Raw genomic sequence first — 17,929 nt, 5'->3', positions numbered from 1 at the left:
ATTTGGTATAATGGGCACAAAAAATCATTTACAGAATGTAATGCCGGTTTCATGCGAATACCATACCTCAATGCAATTTTGGCGATGATCGTAAACTTTGGCTTTCAAAACAGCATTATCTTGGATAAACGGGAGTATTTCATACCATTTTGCCTGTTGCGGGAGTGATGCGCGGAAATGTTCAATTGAAGCTGCCAGTTCTCCATCACATTCAGGAACGGTTGCAATGTTTCTGACCGATACGGAGATTGTACTTTTTTCCCAGTCACCAGAATTATTCCCTGCAAGTGGGGTAACAGAAGAGCCGTCCCAAAGAACAAGGATGTATGAACGCACAGGTTCCCCCAGCCGTGTTGGTGTTACTATTTCATCCATCCAGTTCATCTTCCATGAATAACCTGAAAATACCGGGAGGGCGTTATTCAGTGCGATGGAAATATCCCCAAAGTCCTTTCCCAGTGCTTCAACCTCTCCGTTGCGGAGGCTTTCAGGGATTGATTCCTGTGCTTCAGGACTATAGACCGATTCTATGAGCATACGTGCATCAGAAGGGAGGGAAATATTCGTTTTTTCACAGAGTGTCTTTGCCGTCAGCCAGAGCTGGCCATGGTGGGGATACACATATGCTCCGATGGAAAACATCCTCTTGTACCAGTCATCTGTCACCTGTTCGGGATCAGGCGTCAGCACAAAGAGTTCCGGGATACCGTCATTAAGGTGAAATTCTGCATGTCTGTGCATGCGTCCCGCCCTCTGTATGACCGCATCAATCGGGGCCAGATCACTGATAAGGCAATCAAAATCCAGATCAAGGGACTGTTCGATGACCTGGGTTGCTATGACAACCATTCCTTTTCTTTTCTCTTCATTGAACGGTTTTCCAAAGCGGGAAAGCACCTCATTTTCTATTCGTTCACGGTCTGCTGCGATAAAGCGTGCATGGAAGAGGATTACATGGTCACTGTCAACATATTCACGGATGTGCTGGTATGATTCCACAGCGTCTGTGACGGTGTTGCGGACCCAGCAGACACATTTGCCGGATCGTGCTTTTTCGAGAATGATTGAATGCACATCCTGTATCTCTGAGAGAGGGGTAATCTGATAATTGAGATTTCTTTCTGTTTCACGTTCCGGGGATACTTCCTGTGCTCCATTTTCTGAGCAAAGCGTAATGAGAGGGTATTTCATTGATTGGAGGGGGAGTGTCTGTTTTCGTCCAAGTCCTTCACAATATGCCCTGGCAAGATCATTTCTCATTTGTGTCGGAAGGGTTGCTGACAGAAGAATGACACTTCCGCCAAGTGCTGCCTGAAATCGAAGCAGGGATTCCAGAATTTTATTCATATAGGAGTCATACGAATGGACTTCATCGACAATGAGGACATGAGTTGCAAGGCCTAAAAGGCGCAGGGACTGATGCCGGAACGGGAGTGCTGCCATAAGTGCCTGATCCACTGTTCCCACCCCTACGGTTGCGAGAAGTGATTTTTTCCTGTTGTCTGCTATCCAGGCCGAGCATTCAGCTGGTGGATATTCGTTATTTCCAATATCATTTTGATTTCTGGTTTTTTCTCCTTCGGGGCCGATGTGAACTATCCTACGGAATCCTGGTGACAGTTTTCTTGACCCATGGGAGAGGATCAGCCATGGATGTGCATCCTCTGTATACAAGCGGCGATATGCTGACTCCATCCTTTCATACATACTGTTTGCCGTGGCTGTTGTGGGGAGGGCGAAGAAGAATCCGTCAGCATCACCTCGGGCAAGGAGGCGGTGTGTCGCAGTGATTGCTGCTTCTGTTTTACCGCTGCCTGTCTGGTCCTCAATAATCATAAGGAGGGGCCCTTCGGGGAGAGGCATGGTTTCGGTAAGATGCTGAACCGGGCTGGGGGTGTCGTATCCAAATAGGTTTTGTACGCCAAGTGGCGATGTTGGTGTCTGCGGGAGAATGCCAGCGGCACGCACTGCTTTCTCTGCCTGCGGCAACGCATATGCCTTCCAGTATTCTTCAATAGGCATTTCGGCAGCATGGTGCGCAAACATATCGCCGGATGCTATCCAGTCGCTGAGAATGGTCAGCCCTGCAAGGAGCCATGAGCCTCTTTTGACCGAAGAGAGCAGTTCATCTGAATATGTGAGAGGATTCACAGAATCATCCAGAAAGAGCCGGTAACAGTCATAGGAGAAATCAAGAGCTGCTTCTGTTTCTTCCGGTGAGAAGAGGGAAGATATGGTAATTTTTTGTCCGGACAGGGGCTTTGTTGGTGACCCGTGATGGCCGGAGATGGGCTGAAACCATGCCTCCCAGACATCCAGCCAGTCAAATTCGTCTGCTTCATTGTAATCAAACGGGAACCATTCTTCCTCCCGGACTGTTTCCCAGAGTGTTTCGGTGATAAGTGCTGTTCCCATTGCATCGTGACGGATGCCGGGAAGGTAGGGTTTCCCGGTTTTACCGGGATTCAGGAGAGAAAAGGTATCCCGTGAAAGGGACTGAAATCGTCCGGAAAATTTTCCGAGGTCGTGAAGGGCGACACTGAATTGTATGTAGTTTTGGATCTGTTCATTCCCGGACGGGAACAGGGATGTAAATCTCTCTCTCAGGTACGGATTTTTGTCGAGGATGACACCGGCAACTGCCGCTGCATCCAGGCAATGGTACACCAGCAGATGATATGGGTCAACGGATTGTTCATCTCTGGATGTTTTTCCCCAGAATGGATAGTATGTTTTCAGGGGGGCTGAGGGAGGATTCATATGTGTTTGTTAGAGAGATAGTGCATAAATTTTGGGGATTGTGTGTTTATCTGCAAAAGGCAGCGTTTTCCTGAAAGGTATCTGATTTCGCAAGAATCCAGGCACACCGGGCGCAGGATATGGCATCCGGCAGTGCACGATGCGATGTCGGGGGAGCGATGCCGAAGATAGCTTTATGGAGATTGATCAGGGAGATGGTTTTTTTCGATGGCCGGTTTGTGTTTTTCTTTCCATACGCGACGCCGGCTTTCATGGTGCAGAGAAGAGTTGCACTGCTGAGAGGGTCCTGAATTCCAAGAAGGCTGCATTCGTCAGCGATGATGGTTTTATCAAAGGACATATTGTGCGCAATGACACAGTCAGAGGACCTGACGGCGTCAGAAAATGCGGCAAGTGCATCCCGTACCGGAATTCCGGAGGTGCAGAGCATTTCATCCGTTATTCCAGTTAAATCGGTAATTTTTTCGGGAACAAGCATCCCTTTCGGCTTGATGAGATACTGCCATGTTTCTGCGTTACGGGAAGAGAAGGTGCCCTTTACCCAGGCAATCTCAATGAGTCGTGTATTCTCATTTCCGGCAAGCCCTGTGGTCTCTGTATCAAAGGCCAGGTAAGTGCAGAGATGTTCGGGTTTTTCTCCTTCCTGCATAGGTATGCCTTGGCATATATTACTAAAAACATTGTCCACCATTTTAACTGGTGGACTCTTGTTCATCCCCACGTCTGTGGGGAACTCTTGTTTTCATATCCGTTTCCGATCAAAAGTGGCGGTTCATCCCCACGCCTGTGGGGAACTCGTGGTGTCGAATGACACTTACTGGAAGGCCAAAGGTTCATCCCCACGCCTGTGGGGAACTCAGTTTGGTTGATGATTACTGCGATGATGATGCAGGTTCATCCCCACGCCTGTGGGGAACTCATGTCCGTGACCCATCAGCGACCATGGCCTTTAGGTTCATCCCCACGCCTGTGGGGAACTCTTCCTTTCTTCTCTTTTTCGCGCGTGATACGCAGGTTCATCCCCACGCCTGTGGGGAACTCACGGCGAACTACCACTGTTCTACGGGTGCAATAGGTTCATCCCCACGCCTGTGGGGAACTCAATTTATCTATGTTTCCTCTGCTGTATGGGGGAGGTTCATCCCCACGCCTGTGGGGAACTCAATGATAATAAAAAGATATGTTGGATAAATACCGGTTCATCCCCACGCCTGTGGGGAACTCACACACCACACAGACAGTATATTGCAGCACAAAGGTTCATCCCCACGCCTGTGGGGAACTCAGCCCCTTTGTTGCAAGATACGTTGCAATGTCAGGTTCATCCCCACGCCTGTGGGGAACTCCGGGTTGTTCGCTGTGAATCTGAACAACACTCCGGTTCATCCCCACGCCTGTGGGGAACTCTCTGATTCCCGGCAACACTGCTTGCACCAATGAGGTTCATCCCCACGCCTGTGGGGAACTCAAGACCACAGAAAAGAGATCAATCAAAAAGGAAGGTTCATCCCCACGCCTGTGGGGAACTCGATTTTGGTAGAATGGAGTATATCAGAAGTATAGGTTCATCCCCACGCCTGTGGGGAACTCCCTCAGCGGGCAGTCTCCACCATCAAAGATATAGGTTCATCCCCACGCCTGTGGGGAACTCTGGATTTCGCCAAAGGAATGAAGCCTGATAACAGGTTCATCCCCACGCCTGTGGGGAACTCTTTAGATCAAATTTTTGATCTGTATGTTGACCAGGTTCATCCCCACGCCTGTGGGGAACTCGGGTAAAATTCCCATCGATGTATGATGTATGAAGGTTCATCCCCACGCCTGTGGGGAACTCATGTCTAATTAGTTAATGTATAGTAATATACTAGGTTCATCCCCACGCCTGTGGGGAACTCTCTTCAATTTATATACAATGAACGAGTTTCAAAATAATTGGAGATATAGGTATCGGATTGTATTACGGAAATATCGAATATTTATTATTTTGTAATATTTATTTGGCATATTTAATTACCTCTCCAAAACAGACTCTTATCTTCCCTGACTGGATAATTGTATCATCAGCAGATATATGAGAATTATCCACACTAATGAAAGTATGTGAATCAAATTCTAGCAATTGTCTTTCGTATAAATGATTGATATTCGTATCCATTCGCTCCTAAATGAGTGTTTACAACCACAACGGGATGAAGTATGATAAACCATATTTTCTCTTTTTGAGAAGATCGATTCATCAACCTCCTCAGTGTGGCCGCAGCAGCGTAGTATGGTATCCCAGTCATCGAAAACCAGTAGACAATTGTAACAGTATAAGGAATAATTAAGGAATACTTACAGTCATGGTCCTTAACGCTGGGGAGTGATTTTCAAACGGACCAGGTCTATATGTGAGTGATTTGTTGTGGATGCAGCCAGCTCATATGTCAGAAAAATGGGATACTATGTGCTGTTCTATCTTTACTAAAGCCTTAATCCTGCAACATCCATATGTATGTGGTGATGATTTTTTCCGGACATCGTCATATTTCACACATTATGCATTCCTGTTATCGGGTGACAATTCATCATATCTCTTGGTAGCACTCGCATTCAGTACTGCATCAATGTTATCCTTCAAATCCTCATGAAAAACCGCCTCATAAATCTCTTCATTCCTTGAAAGCGCCACTGATTTCTGTTCTCCAAAACGCTCCTCAATGATGGCGGCAGGGAGCACATAGAATTTCCTGAGCGATGTATCGAGGACATCTTCATGGCGGACATTCCGGCCGGTGAAAAGGCAGAATACATAGCAGTCCGCACACCTGCAGGGATAGTCCGGGTCAAAGGCATTTGTTGCGTAGTCCAAACGGCGTTTCTTTGCAATATCGAACTGAATCTTTGAGGGTCGTTCCTGATGCCAGCTCTGGATGTAGGCAGAGGACTTCACCTCGATTCCCATTGACTGATATTGGAAATCATAGCGGTCCCACTTAATCCTTGGTGTGTCCAGAACGCCGAGAGCAGCTCAGACCAGATATTCTGCGAAGATACTCCGGTTGGTATTTGTGAGAATACTGGAATAGGCCCACGACCGGAAATCACTGAGGGTGTGATTTTCAGGCCTTGAAATAGGAAGGGCGGGGTTGAGGTGATCATTCATGGTATCACCATGGGATAGTGAGACCTTGGATGTACTTGTTTATATGGTATGGTCATGGCAGCATGAACACTGTTCTCAAATCCATATCTTCATCGCTGCCACCATTCAATATCTCATCAGGACGAACCCCCATGGACATCTCATCGCTGCGCACAATCAACTCAATTCTGGAACGCGATGCAAAAGACGCATCATATAAATTCGCTCTTCTCCGGGGGACGATTGATGTCTGCCAGAGATATTCACATTTACGGGAGGAAGCTGACGGAAGAGTTCGTTATCCCCTTGGCCTTCTTGTCGAACGGTGGGTGCTCTACTATTACCCGATCATTGAATCTCCCGAATTTATTCCCCAGAGAAGCAATGAATCGTCTGATAACAGCGGAGGGAGGCAGATTGCATTCCGTCCCGCATTTAAGAAAGTGACCGATTACTATCGGGACCGTGGAGGCTTCAATGCCTTTTGGAATGAATACCGGAATGGAGATATTTCTGAGGAGATTTCGTCCGATGTCCTGCGACTGTTCAAGAGCATTCGGGAGACAATCGTGACCCAGCCCATGAAATTTATTGGGCGTTCGCGGTCTGATGAGTATTACTCGATATATGGATATGATAAAAATGGTGTCAGGATCCGTAATGATGCGTATCCTGACCCCGAATTTGTTCTGGAGAATTTTGGCGTCTTTGATATCCCGGCAGATATGTGTCTGGCATTTGAATACTTTGGGAGTTTTATCAGCGGCGAACAATCAATTCTCGAAAACTGGGCGGATTTTTCCCATACCAAAAGTAAACAGTCCATTCCAAAAGAACACATTCTTACTCTGCTCACCACCGTTCCTGAAACGGAACGGGCAGTTGCAATGGCACAGAAGGTCTACCGGGATGCCTTCAGGGAAGGCCCTCTGGAATGCGTATGGTCCGGAAAGATGATCCGGGATGCGACTCTGATGCATGTGGATCATATGCTCCCCTTTGCCCGGTGGAAGAACAATGATCTCTGGAATCTGCTTCCTGCACTGGACAAAGTAAATGGAAAAAAAAGTGATATGATCCCATCCTGCAGTCTCCTTGAAAGAAGAGAAGGCATCATCACCGATTACTGGGGCCAGCTCAGTCAGGTCTATCCGGTACAGTTTGAAAGGGAGGTTGCCATCTCACTCTTGGGGAAAAAACCGGCAGAACAGGGAAACTGGAAGGAAGATGCGTTTGCAAACCTTGTGCAAAAAGCAGATTATCTCATTGAAGTCCGGGGCTATGAAGCGTGGGAGTGGGCAGACGCATGAAGATGTATGACAAGGCAGTCCGGGATGGAATCCCTGATATTATCCGGGCAGAGGGGAAGCGATGTGTTGTGGAGCAGGTATCTGATGATGAGTTTCTGGGATATATGGAGTCAAAACTCTTTGAAGAGCTGAATGAGTACACCGAAACAAAATCAGCTGAAGAACTTGCAGATCTTCTTGAGGTGATTTACCGTGTGGCAGAATTGCGGCAGACTGGAAGAGATGAACTTGAAATGATACGGAAAAAGAAGAGTGAGACACGGGGCGGATTCAAAGAAAATCTGATTCTTGTGTCTGCCGAAGAATAGATTCCGGTACAATTACTCTCCCCCCTTCACTCCCCAAACCGGAACAGTCCCTTCGGAATATGAATCACAAACCGGGCCCCCTTCCCCGCCTCTCCCGTCTCCTCAATGGAGAGGCCGGTGATCGAGAGGATCTCGCGGGAGAGGAACAGGCCCAGGCCCGAATGCTTATAAAATTCCCGCCGGAATATCTTTTCTTTTACGTCATCCGGGATGCCCACGCCGTCATCCTCGCAGATGAGGTCCACCTGATCATCTGACCGGGCAGACGAGAACGTGATCGTTGTTATGGTCTCGCCGTGCTTCACGGCATTATCAAACAGGTTGTAGATGACCTTGGTAAAGAGCGGATCGGCAAATATCTCCAGATCACCGACGTCATTTACCAGCGAAACCTCACGGAATCCGAGGTTACGGTAATTCTGCTCGATAATCCTGCCCACATGATACCATTCGGGAGCCTGCTCCCCCAGGTCCTGGTAATCCCGGGTAAAGAGGATCTGCCGTTCAATCGTCTCGATGGCACCCGACACAATTCTGGCATATTCCTCTTCCTGACTCCCGGGCGGGAAAAATGCATCCATCTCCAGCATCTCCATATACCCCTGCGCCACCGTCAGCTGGTTCAGGATGTCGTGGCGGGTGATACTCCCGAGGAGATTGAGCTTTTTATTCACTTCCTTTAAGGCAGTCTCTGCCTTCTTCCGGTCCGTGATATCCAGTGACACGTTGGCAAGGTACAGCGGTGCACCGGTATCGGGGTCTTTGATGGTGAATGTCATCGCATGGACATCGACCAGACTCCCTGTTTTGGCATTCCGGTACCGGAGGTCTCCTTCCCATGACCCCGTTTCCCGGAGTGCGGGGAAAATCTCAGATTGCAGCCGGTCTCTCTCCTCCCCGGAAACAATGCTTTTGACCGGGTATCCGCCAATATCAGCTGCACGAATGCCAATCATTTCGGCCCCTGCCCTGTTGATAAACGTAATCACACCGTCGATATCGGCCAAAGCGATGAATTCCTTAGAGTGCTGGACGATTAATGCCAGTTTCAGGATCTCCTGTTCTGCCTCCTTCGTCCTGCTGATATCAAGACCCATTCCCAGAATGTAGGAAGAATCCCCGATGATTTTACTGCTGGCGGAAAATAAAAACGGAATCTTTCTGCCGTCTTTCGTGACAATACCTGCTTCGATGTCAGCATACCCTTCTGAAAATGCCTTCCTGATCCCTTCAGTTACGGTATCCTGATATTTTTCATCGATGAACTCCAGGGGCTTCATCCGTGAGATCTCTTCCCCGGAATAGCCGGTCAGGGTTTCCAGATTCTTATTCCAGCGGATAAACCGGCCGGTAGAGTCAAACAGGTAGAACATGTAAAACATCCCCGGCAGACTGTCCAGAATATATTCAATGTTGGCCTTCTCCCTGGCAAGCGCCTCTTCCGCTCTCTTCCGGTCGGTGATATCCAGCAGGGATATGAGAACCCTTCCCAGACTCTGTTCATATCCGGGAGCGACGACCATCTGCAGAATCACGGAAATTTCGTCACCCGAAAGTGTCTTGTGGCCGCCCTCACCCGTATACCGGAGCCCTCCCTCTGCGAGGGTGATGAGCTCTTCCCGGAAGGTCTTTAGGGATTCATCGGTAAAGATATTCCCAAGACCGGCCGTAAGCTCGTCTTTATTTTCCGCCTTCAGCAGATGCAGTGTGGCATTGTTCACATCCAGTATTTCTGCCATCCCGGCAAACCGGACGACCTCTTCGGGATGCTCTTCAAAATAGGCCCTGAAATCGGTGACTCCGGCCTCTTTGAGCCGGTCAAGACCCTTCTTCCCTGCTGAAAAATCCTCTTCCCACAGAGAGATCGGCGATGACTCAAACAGCTGCCGGTAGCGTGACCGGCTCAGCTGCAGGGCCTCTTCAGCCAATTTCCGCTCGGTGATATCGATAATAATGCCCTGGTAATGGGTGATGCTCCCGGTTTTACTGCGGCGTATATGCGTAAAGTCTTCGATCCAGTGTATTTTCCGGTCCTTTCCATAGATCCGGTATTTCTGGACAAAATTATCTGTCTGATGAGCACTGTAGTATTTCACTTCGGCACCGACCTGCTCCAGGTCGTCCGGGTGGATAATGGAGCTGAAAATAACCCGTCCGGAAACAAAGTCATCAACGGTATAGCCGAACAGGGACACATTTTCGGTAACCCGCTCCACCGGCCAGTTCTCCTCGGCCTTCCAGAGAAACACGACTGCCGGACTCTTGTTAATGATGCCCAGCAGCTCCTTCTGCTCACGAAGCAGCCGGAAGATGCGTTCCTCTGCCAGTTTTTTCCCGGTGACATCCCTCCCGATGACCTGCATCCCGCTCACTACGCCGCTCTCCATAACCGGAGACCCTGACATCTCAAGGATGGCATACCTGCCGTCTTTTTTTCGGAAGCTGATTTCGAGTCCTTTTACCTCCGCTCCCTGTTTCAGTTTACCGATGGCGGTATGAACCACCTCCAGATCATTCGGGAGCAGAAACTCTTCCGGCCCTTTCCCGTACATGAACTCCGGTTCATATCCAAGAATCGTTTCGGCTGAAGGAGATGCATAGGTGATCATCCCATCAGTATCCGTCGACAGAATCAGATCCGAAATCCTCTCGGTAATCCCCCTGAATTTGTCTTTGCTTTCCCTGAGGGCATTCTCCACATCTTTCAGGGCGGTGATATCTGTTATTGACTCGATGGCGCCGGTAATATTTCCCGAACGGTCATAGATCAGGGATGCGTTCGCCCTGACATAGTATTTTTTTCCTTTAATCTCGATAAGGGTGGATTCGATGGAGATCGCATTTTTTGTTCGCTGCAGCACGTGATATCCGAGCGAACCGAGTTCTTCCTCAGAAATTTCCAGAAAATTGATGAGAGTGGGCACGCGGTGGCCATAAAAGGGTATGGAATATTCATAATCCCCTTTGCCGAGGATATCTGCGGCAGGCACGCCGGTCAAATCCTCGATTGCCTTATTCCAGGCAATCACTCTGCCTTCACGGTCGATGGCAAACGTGGGGTCCGGGATATGGGTGATGATCCCTGAAGACTGGATCCTATGGGTCTCGAAGGCCTCTTCCCGTCTCTTCTTATCCAGAACAGCAGCGATTTTATGCTGTATCCGTTCATTCGTATACGCCTGTTCCGAGGCAGGCAGAACCGTGCATTCAGGCCCCCGGTATAATGCAGCAGGGAGACTGCCCTCGTCTGCTTTCCCCACGATGACGATCACAGGGATGTCAATCTTTTCTTCCCGTAGTGCTTCAAGCAGTTTTGCACCGGATAAATCCCTGGTGGGGTATTGAATGATAATAAGGTCATAGATATTGTTTTCAAGGAAAATGAGGGCGGTTTTTCCGGATTCTGCAGTATCTATCGTACAGTCAGTGTTCAGTTCCCTGATTTTCTCCGTAATTGTTGCTGCCGGTGATTTTTCGCTGATAATCAGGACAGAGAGCGGGGAATCCATCGTAATTAACAGAAACATCAGGGAGATTATATACTTACCTGTCTCCCTCAGTGCTCAATGCCAATAATGCGGGGATAAAAATGGTTTCCTGAGGTCCTGTTGCAGGTTCCGGGGGGCGGGGTGGATGCATCTGCTGCAGGTGTAGGGCCTTCTGACCGTTTCAGAAGGAGGGAGGCTGTCATCTCTCCCGGGGACGGCATACGGGGTTTGTGCCTTTGCTCTCTGCGGGCGGAAAGGGCAGGAATCTGCCGCAGTGCCATTTTACTTCGGACCTTTTGGCAACCATCTGTCGGGCGGTGCCGGGGAGGAATTGTTCTGAAATACCCGGACGTCTTATTCCCCGCCGTACGCTTTTACATATGCATCCGTATCGAACTTCCGCTGCAGCCCCTTTGCGTTCATATACCGCACCTTTCCGAAGACCGGCCGCTCCTTCCATGCCCGGTCGTGCTTCCCGAAGCACCACGCAATGCCGGCATAACTGTTCGGGTCCCTCCCGTCCAGTTCGTAGCGGTTGTTCAGGATCAGGAGGGTGCGATACGCCTCCTCCGGAGAGGCCGACCACTCGATCACCTTCTTGCCCCAGTACATCCGCATATACCCGTGCATCTTCCCGGTCACCCGCATCTGCCGCTGCGCCGCATTCCAGCAGGGGTCGTGGGTCCGGGCCGCCTCGAATTCATGCAGTGAATAGGCATACTCCCGCGGGTCGCCGGCATGCTCAGCAAGGGTCGTTCTGGCCCACGCGGGGAGGCATTCGATGGAGGCGTAGCGGGGGTTGTAGTGCACAAAGTTCATCGAGAGCTCCCTGCGGACGATCAGCTCCTCGAGGTATGCGGCCGCATTCTTTCCGCCTGCCTCCCGTATGCGGAGGGCAATTTCGTGAGGGGAAATCTGCCCGAAGTGCAGGTACGGGCTCATACAGGAGAGAACGTCTTTGTTCGGGTCATTGCGCTCGTCTGCATAGCGGCTGAGCTTCTCTGCTGCAAAGAGGGTGAGAAGGCGGCGTGCCTCAGTGATGCCTCCGGTAAAGGCCGCAGGAGAGGCGTCCTTTGCCGGAGCAAGCGTTCGGATGATCTCTGCGGGGCGGCTGAGTGAGAGCGATTCATACTCCCCCGGAACCGCCCTCACCTTCACCTCCTGCTCGTTGCTTTGGGCAAGAGACGGGACGATATGGGGCGTGATCCGCCGCCGGAAGGTCGCTGCGGACCATTCCTCTTTGAGAGAGGCCGTCTCCACCGGCACGATGACATCCCCCTCCACCTCGATGAGCGGCGCCTCCAGTGTTCCGGCAAGAAGGGCCCGGTCCCGCCGCTGCCCCCGGAGATAGCCCCCGTCGGTGACCACCAGGCAGGCCTCCTCCCCCAGTGCCGCCACCACCTCCTGCGGCGGACCGTCTCTGAGAATAAACGCAATACCCCGTCCGGCCAGCTGCTCTGCGGCTTCCCGGAGCCCTTCGAGCATGAAGGTCAGATGGCGGACCTGCCGCCCCTCGCCCCGCGGGTCAAGGCAGAAGCAGACGGCGACAGGCTTATTGAGCCGGTTTGCCTCCCGGACGGCATATTCCAGTGCCGGGTTCCCTTCGGCCCGCTGGGAGGCCTGCATCCAGTAAAGGAGATAGTCGCCCCGTCGGGGGGCATGGTCGTTCAGCCGCCGCTCCATGCACTATTTTCTCATGCGGGGAGCAGATAAAAGAGACGGCGGGCGGCCATGTAAAAAAAAAAGAATCTGTATCGGTAAACGGGCATGCCCGGCAGGAATATGCTGGTGGCTTCCGACGAAAGGCGGGGGGAGGATGCACGGGCGAATGCATGCCCCCCTGCTCAGTCACGGTGCGGGGCACGCTCCCTGCCGGGGGATTTGTACCAGACGTTCATGCTCTCGAAGGCCCCGCATATCTGCGTGTTATTGACCAGTGTCCCGCCGAACCGGTATCCGGCACGGGCAAAGGTGATGTTGACCGGATAGAAGGCGGCCCGTGCGATGGTATATGTGGTTATTATCCCGGTGCGCCGCATCTCCCCCTCCATCGCCGCCAGCAGGGCCGGGCAGAGCCCCATTCCCCGGTATCCGGGATGCGTCGCAAAGTCAGACATCTCCGCGTTTTTGCCGGAGACATCCACCTCCGCTGACGAGGCCGCCACCACCCGGCCTTCTGCCCGGACGACAAAATACCGGATGCCGTCAGCCATCGTCTCCCGGAGATACGCCGGGTCGTGGATGGGGAACGGATAGGTCTCGAAGACGTCGGTATACAGCTCTGCGAGTGCATCCGCATCGACCGGACCTGCCTCCTCAATCACACACCCGGATGCCATGCCGGGGCTCCCGCAGGCATCCGGCCGCGGCCTCGCGGACCTGAGCAGATCTGCGGTAAGGGGCGCTGCATCACCGGGTTCTGCCCGTACCGGGTCGGGATAGCGTGCGAGAAACCAGCCGTCCTCTGTTCCCCGGTACATGCCGGGGATATGTGCCTCGGCCCGGTATCCGGCCGCACAGAACCGGTCTTTTGCAGAGTCAGGCACCCTGGCAAAGAGTTTTGAGTAGCCGTACCGGTCCGCCAGCGCATCCATCGCCGGGATGATGGTATCGGTATCCTCCACCGCGAGCTTCATCAGGTAGACGCGGTCGTTGCCGGGCCCGTGCTGCACGGCCGATGCGCCAGGACGGGTGACCGTATCACGCGTCATTGCGTCTGTCAACCCGCTCGGTATCCTGAGGAATAAGCATATAGGTGTCATCGTAGTCACAGAGCAGTTTCTCGATGCCGACCCCTTTCGCCTCATTCGCGTCATCCAGTTTCAGCTGCAGCGTGCACGCATCACAGTTCCGGTCGCAGGAGACCTGCTGGTAGTGGTCCGGTTCCCGGTAGGTGGAAATAACCCCTTCGTAGTTGCGCAGCACCACCTTGTTCGTCGACCATGAGAGCAGGTAATTGGGCATCACCGGAATCTTGCCGCCTCCGCCCGGAGCGTCAATCACATAGGTAGGTACTGCAAACCCGCTCGTATGGCCGATGAGGCTCTCGATGATCTCAATGCCCTTGCCGACGGGCGTGCGGAAGTGGGCGAGCCCCTCGGAGAGGTCGCACTGGTAGAGGTAATAGGGGCGCACCCGCTCCCGGACCAGCTTCTGCATGAGGCTCTTCATAATCCGGGGGCAGTCATTGACACCGGCTAAAAGCACCGTCTGGTTGCCGAGGGGAATGCCCGCATCGGCGAGTCTCCTGAGGGCCTCCCGCGATGAGGCGGTTATCTCCCGGGGGTGGTTGAAGTGCGTATTCAGGTAGAGGGGGTGGTGTTTTTTGAGCACACGGACAAGCTCGTTGGTGATGCGGTAGGGAAGGACCACCGGCACACGGCTGCCGATGCGTATCACCTCGACATGAGGAATCGCCCGCAGCTCGGTAAGAATCCAGTCCAGATAGTCGTCGGGGAGCATGAGCGGGTCGCCTCCCGAGAGCAGGACGTCCCGGATGGCGGGATTCCCCGCGATATAATTGAGCCCCTCACGGATGGCCGCCTTGTCCGGGATGGAGTCGATATCTCCGACCTTTCGTTTCCGGGTGCAGTGGCGGCAGTACATCGCACAGACGTTGCTGACCAGAAAGAGGACGCGGTCGGGATACCGGTGGGTGATGCAGGCAGCGGGGCTGTCCGTATCCTCGGCAAGGGGGTCTGCCATGTCGCTCGTTTCGATGATCAGCTCAGCTGCGGAGGGAAACGCCTGCATAAAGACAGGATCGTTTTCATAATCGTCTGCCTCGATGAGAGAGAGGTAGTACGGGGTGATGCAGAGGGGAAAGGTTGCAATCGTCTCTTCCAGCTCTGCCCGTTTTTCCGGTGGAAAGCGGATGCCCAGCAGGCGTTCGACGGTCGCGATGTCAGTTATGGCATGGCGAATCTGCCAGTGCCAGTCTTTCCATTGGGAGGCCTGTGATGTAGGATCAATTTTTGCAGCCATCTGCTGCTGATTGGATGAATAGATTGTCATGAAAGCAAAACCAGGATGAATTGTTCGGTATGAAGCAGAGTTCAGAATGCGTTCCGGTGGACTCGTACGTCTCTTGTTCACCCCATATATGTGTTGTGGGAAATATCGGTAATTTTGGGTTAAATGGATTAAATGGCTTTAATTATGGCTTATTTCATTCTGTGCTGCCGGTTGCCGTATTGAAAGGGGTGTTGTCGAAATATTCGCGATTCAGCCGATTTCAGGAAAAAGAATCCGGTTTAGGGGCTATTCTTCCGTCCCCTCTAATAACTGCGGATACTCTGTATCGTAAACGCTCATCGGGTCTGCACCTGTGCCTCAAACCCGTTTCAACGAACGCCGGTGCCGTAGAATGCTGTCAGAATCTCCTGATTCCGGGGTTTTTTCTGCTGAAATCCAATCCTTCGGAGGGTTTTTCCGGAGAGGGGCGCACAAAAGGGATGTATCGCATCATGGTACGGGCCACCGTTTTGGGTGGGCACCGGTGCTGCATCGGATTGCCCTGCAGGCGTATAAAAACCGTATTTTCTGCATGGCTGTAATCATGCAGAAATGCCCGTCTTCGCATGGCTATAATCGCACGATCCATACTATTATAGGTGGGTATCACCCATCCGGGTAGTGTGACAGAACTGCTTGACCTTCTGGTATCCCTCAACCCATGGTGGAGCGGCAAAGAGTTCGGGACCGGTATGCGGCGGGAGCGCTACTCCTCAAAGATCCGGAAGTATTACGCCACCGGAGAGATTGTGGTGCTCAGCGGCGTGCGGCGCTCGGGCAAGACCTCTCTTTTGTACCAGCTGATTCACGACCTGATTCATGAGGAGGGGGTCGATCCCCGGTCCATTCTCTTCGTCAACTGCGACGAGCCGTATCTTACCCGGCTCGACCGCCCGCTGGAGATGGTGCTCGACACCTACCGGAAGGAGGTCGGCAGCGGGGAGAATATCTGTCTGGTCTTTGACGAGATCCAGAACATTCCGGGCTGGGAGCAGTGGGTCAAGGCGGTCTATGACCGCAAGCAGTTCAGGCTGGTGATCTCGGGTTCCTCCTCCCGTCTGCTGGACTCGGAGGTGGCTACCCTTATCAGCGGGCGGTATCTCTCTGTCATTGTATATCCCCTCGATTTTTCCGAGTACCTGCTCTTTCACGGGGTAGAGGCAAAGAACGACCCGGTCACGCTTGCCAGCCGGAAATATGAGATCGTGCAGCTCCTGAGGCGCTATCTCCATGAGGGCGGATTCCCCCAGGTCGTCCAGCAGAGTGACGAGGAGGTGAAAAAAGACCAGCTCAGGGCATACTATGACAGCATTGTCTACCGGGACATCGTCCGGGTGAACGAGGTGCGCAACCAGCGGGCGATGAGCGATCTCCTCTCCTACCTCCTGACCAACTTCGCCTCCCCGTTTTCCTACCGGCTGCTGGTGCGGGTGCTGGGCATCGATGCGGTGACCGTCCGGGAATATATCCAGTATGCCGCGATGGCGCACGTGCTCTTCGAGGTCCAGTTTTTCAGCAGTTCGCCAAAGATTCAGGCACGGAACAACAAGAAAATATACTGCATCGACAACGGAATCAGAAATGCGGTGTTATCCGCGGTGTCCCTGGATGAAGAGAGGTGTGCGGAAAACCTGGTGTATCTCGAACTGCGGCGGCGGGGGCATGAACCGTATTACTGGAAGAAAGGGTATGAGGTGGATTTTGTCCTGAACCATTTGGACAATACGCTGAGTGCGGTCAGCATTACCTACACCGATACCATCCCGCGGGAAAAGCTGGACGGATTCCGGGAGTTCACCGGTGAGTTTGGCGCCCGGGTAAAAGAACAGGTGCTGATAACAAAGGATACCGCACAGCAGAAGGGGGATGTCCGCTGTGTCCCGCTCTGGAAATGGCTTCTGGGTGCGGAGTGAGGGGGCATACGGCGCATCACCCGCCTGATTCGGAGAACAGATATGGGCCCTGCAGACGTCAAATCCGGATTGTGAACCGGTCACATTGCAGCACCTGACGGATACCCTGACGAACCCGGGACCATTTCTGTACGTCAGGCAATGGACAAGGGGGTTGAAATGCGGGTTGGAGTGTGGAATGGGAAAAATCACCGGTCTGCACGTGTCAGTATCGTACTGGCACTTGCCCTTGGAGCACTCGTCATTTTTAATAATGCAGGTACAGAATGGACAGAGAGGAGTACTGAAATGACTGAAGCGCGTGAGCCGATCATTGTAGCGTTTCCTTTGAGGGGGGAATGGCTCTCTCCCAACACTCCGGGGACAAAAATTCCGAGCCACGGCACAGACCGGTTCGGAACACGATATGCGTATGACTTTATCCAGGTGGACTGGGGAAGAAAGGGCTGGCCCGCGTACCGCGTCAGCCTGCCGCAATATCTTCTTTTTGGGGTTCCCGTAAAGGAATATTATTGCTGGGGCCGGGAAGTATATGCACCATGCGACGGGATCATTGTCCGGGCAGAGGATGGGTATAAAGAACGGGAACGAACGAATCTGCTCTCGGATTTGTCGAATGCCTATAAAAATGCTCACTCTTTCGATCCGGGGAAAGACGACGTACAATCAGTTGCCGGCAACTACATCATAATGGAATGCGGCGGTAATGCGTACGCTGCGCTCGTCCACCTTCAGACAGGGTCCATTCAGGTTGCCGCTGGCCAGAGGGTAAAAAAAGGTGAAGTCCTTGGGAGAGTGGGTAATTCAGGCAATTCCTTTGGTCCGCATCTGCATTTTCAGCTTATGGACAGCTGCGACATCGCTGCTGCAAACGGATTGCCCTGTGCTTTTGAACAGTATGAAGTATTCCGGGATGGTGAGTGGCACCAGACGGTTAATGGCATTCCCACAGATAAAGACCGGATACGGTTTGGGTCCGAATCCATCCGGGCTTAATCCGGCCCATTTCAGG

Annotated in this window: 11 protein-coding genes and 1 CRISPR repeat array; of the genes, 4 read left to right on the top strand and 7 right to left on the bottom strand. The window is 52.2% G+C overall.

Translation table 11 applies throughout. The features are described 5' to 3' along the window. Positions 1–24: 24 nt before the first annotated feature. The 3 genes from cas3 to L1S32_RS06105 form a co-directional block, all read right to left on the bottom strand. Positions 25–2,760 carry a CRISPR-associated helicase Cas3' gene (gene cas3, locus L1S32_RS06115; RefSeq protein WP_278154146.1) on the bottom strand — a complete coding sequence of 912 codons (2,736 nt, stop codon included), beginning with the start codon at positions 2,758–2,760 and terminating at the stop codon, positions 25–27. Between the two features lie 46 nt (positions 2,761–2,806). Next, the gene (locus tag L1S32_RS06110) at positions 2,807–3,409 is read right to left on the bottom strand and encodes a 3'-5' exonuclease (RefSeq protein WP_278154145.1); all 603 of its coding nucleotides are present in this window, start codon (positions 3,407–3,409) and stop codon (positions 2,807–2,809) included. Between the two features lie 58 nt (positions 3,410–3,467). Continuing rightward, a CRISPR array of direct repeats spans positions 3,468–4,655; the repeat unit is 29 nt; unit sequence AGGTTCATCCCCACGCCTGTGGGGAACTC. A gap of 641 nt (positions 4,656–5,296) precedes the next feature. Then, positions 5,297–5,704 (bottom strand): hypothetical protein, encoded by a 408-nt coding sequence (locus L1S32_RS06105; RefSeq protein ID WP_278154144.1) that lies wholly within the window; start codon positions 5,702–5,704, stop codon positions 5,297–5,299. Between the two features lie 263 nt (positions 5,705–5,967). On the opposite strand from L1S32_RS06105, the gene L1S32_RS06100 reads away from it, so the two are divergent. Continuing rightward, entirely contained in the window at positions 5,968–7,194 is a 1,227-nt protein-coding gene (locus L1S32_RS06100; protein WP_278154143.1) for an HNH endonuclease domain-containing protein, read from the top strand. Further along, positions 7,191–7,502 carry a nucleoside triphosphate pyrophosphohydrolase gene (locus L1S32_RS06095; protein WP_278154142.1) on the top strand — a complete coding sequence of 104 codons (312 nt, stop codon included), beginning with the start codon at positions 7,191–7,193 and terminating at the stop codon, positions 7,500–7,502. Before L1S32_RS06100 ends, L1S32_RS06095 begins: the two co-directional genes overlap by 4 nt. 26 nt (positions 7,503–7,528) lie before the next feature. Here the strand turns inward: L1S32_RS06095 and L1S32_RS06090 are convergent, their stop codons facing one another. From L1S32_RS06090 to ablA, 4 genes are all read right to left on the bottom strand, one after another. Continuing rightward, a complete protein-coding gene (locus L1S32_RS06090; RefSeq protein WP_278154141.1) occupies positions 7,529–11,011 on the bottom strand; it encodes a PAS domain S-box protein in 3,483 nt (1,160 codons plus the stop codon). Between the two features lie 333 nt (positions 11,012–11,344). Further along, positions 11,345–12,673 (bottom strand): deoxyribodipyrimidine photo-lyase, encoded by a 1,329-nt coding sequence (locus L1S32_RS06085; protein WP_278157026.1) that lies wholly within the window; start codon positions 12,671–12,673, stop codon positions 11,345–11,347. A gap of 161 nt (positions 12,674–12,834) precedes the next feature. Next, positions 12,835–13,701, bottom strand: coding sequence for a putative beta-lysine N-acetyltransferase (gene ablB / locus L1S32_RS06080; RefSeq protein ID WP_278157025.1), 867 nt, complete (start codon positions 13,699–13,701; stop codon positions 12,835–12,837). Further along, complete coding sequence (gene ablA / locus L1S32_RS06075) at positions 13,691–15,004, bottom strand: lysine 2,3-aminomutase (protein ID WP_278157024.1); 1,314 nt, start codon at positions 15,002–15,004, stop codon at positions 13,691–13,693. Before ablA ends, ablB begins: the two co-directional genes overlap by 11 nt. A 623-nt stretch (positions 15,005–15,627) precedes the next feature. On the opposite strand from ablA, the gene L1S32_RS06070 reads away from it, so the two are divergent. Together L1S32_RS06070 and L1S32_RS06065 are read left to right on the top strand one after the other, a co-directional pair. Next, positions 15,628–16,917 carry an ATP-binding protein gene (locus tag L1S32_RS06070; RefSeq protein ID WP_278157023.1) on the top strand — a complete coding sequence of 430 codons (1,290 nt, stop codon included), beginning with the start codon at positions 15,628–15,630 and terminating at the stop codon, positions 16,915–16,917. A gap of 159 nt (positions 16,918–17,076) precedes the next feature. Then, positions 17,077–17,913: a M23 family metallopeptidase gene (locus L1S32_RS06065; RefSeq protein ID WP_278157022.1), complete on the top strand. Its 837-nt coding sequence runs from the start codon at positions 17,077–17,079 to the stop codon at positions 17,911–17,913. The last annotated feature ends 16 nt before the right edge of the window (positions 17,914–17,929 follow it).

This window comes from Methanogenium sp. S4BF (genome assembly GCF_029633965.1).
In the GTDB taxonomy this organism is placed as follows: domain Archaea; phylum Halobacteriota; class Methanomicrobia; order Methanomicrobiales; family Methanomicrobiaceae; genus Methanogenium.
Note: the sequence above shows the minus strand (reverse complement) of the source record. Positions and strands in the feature narration are given on the sequence as shown.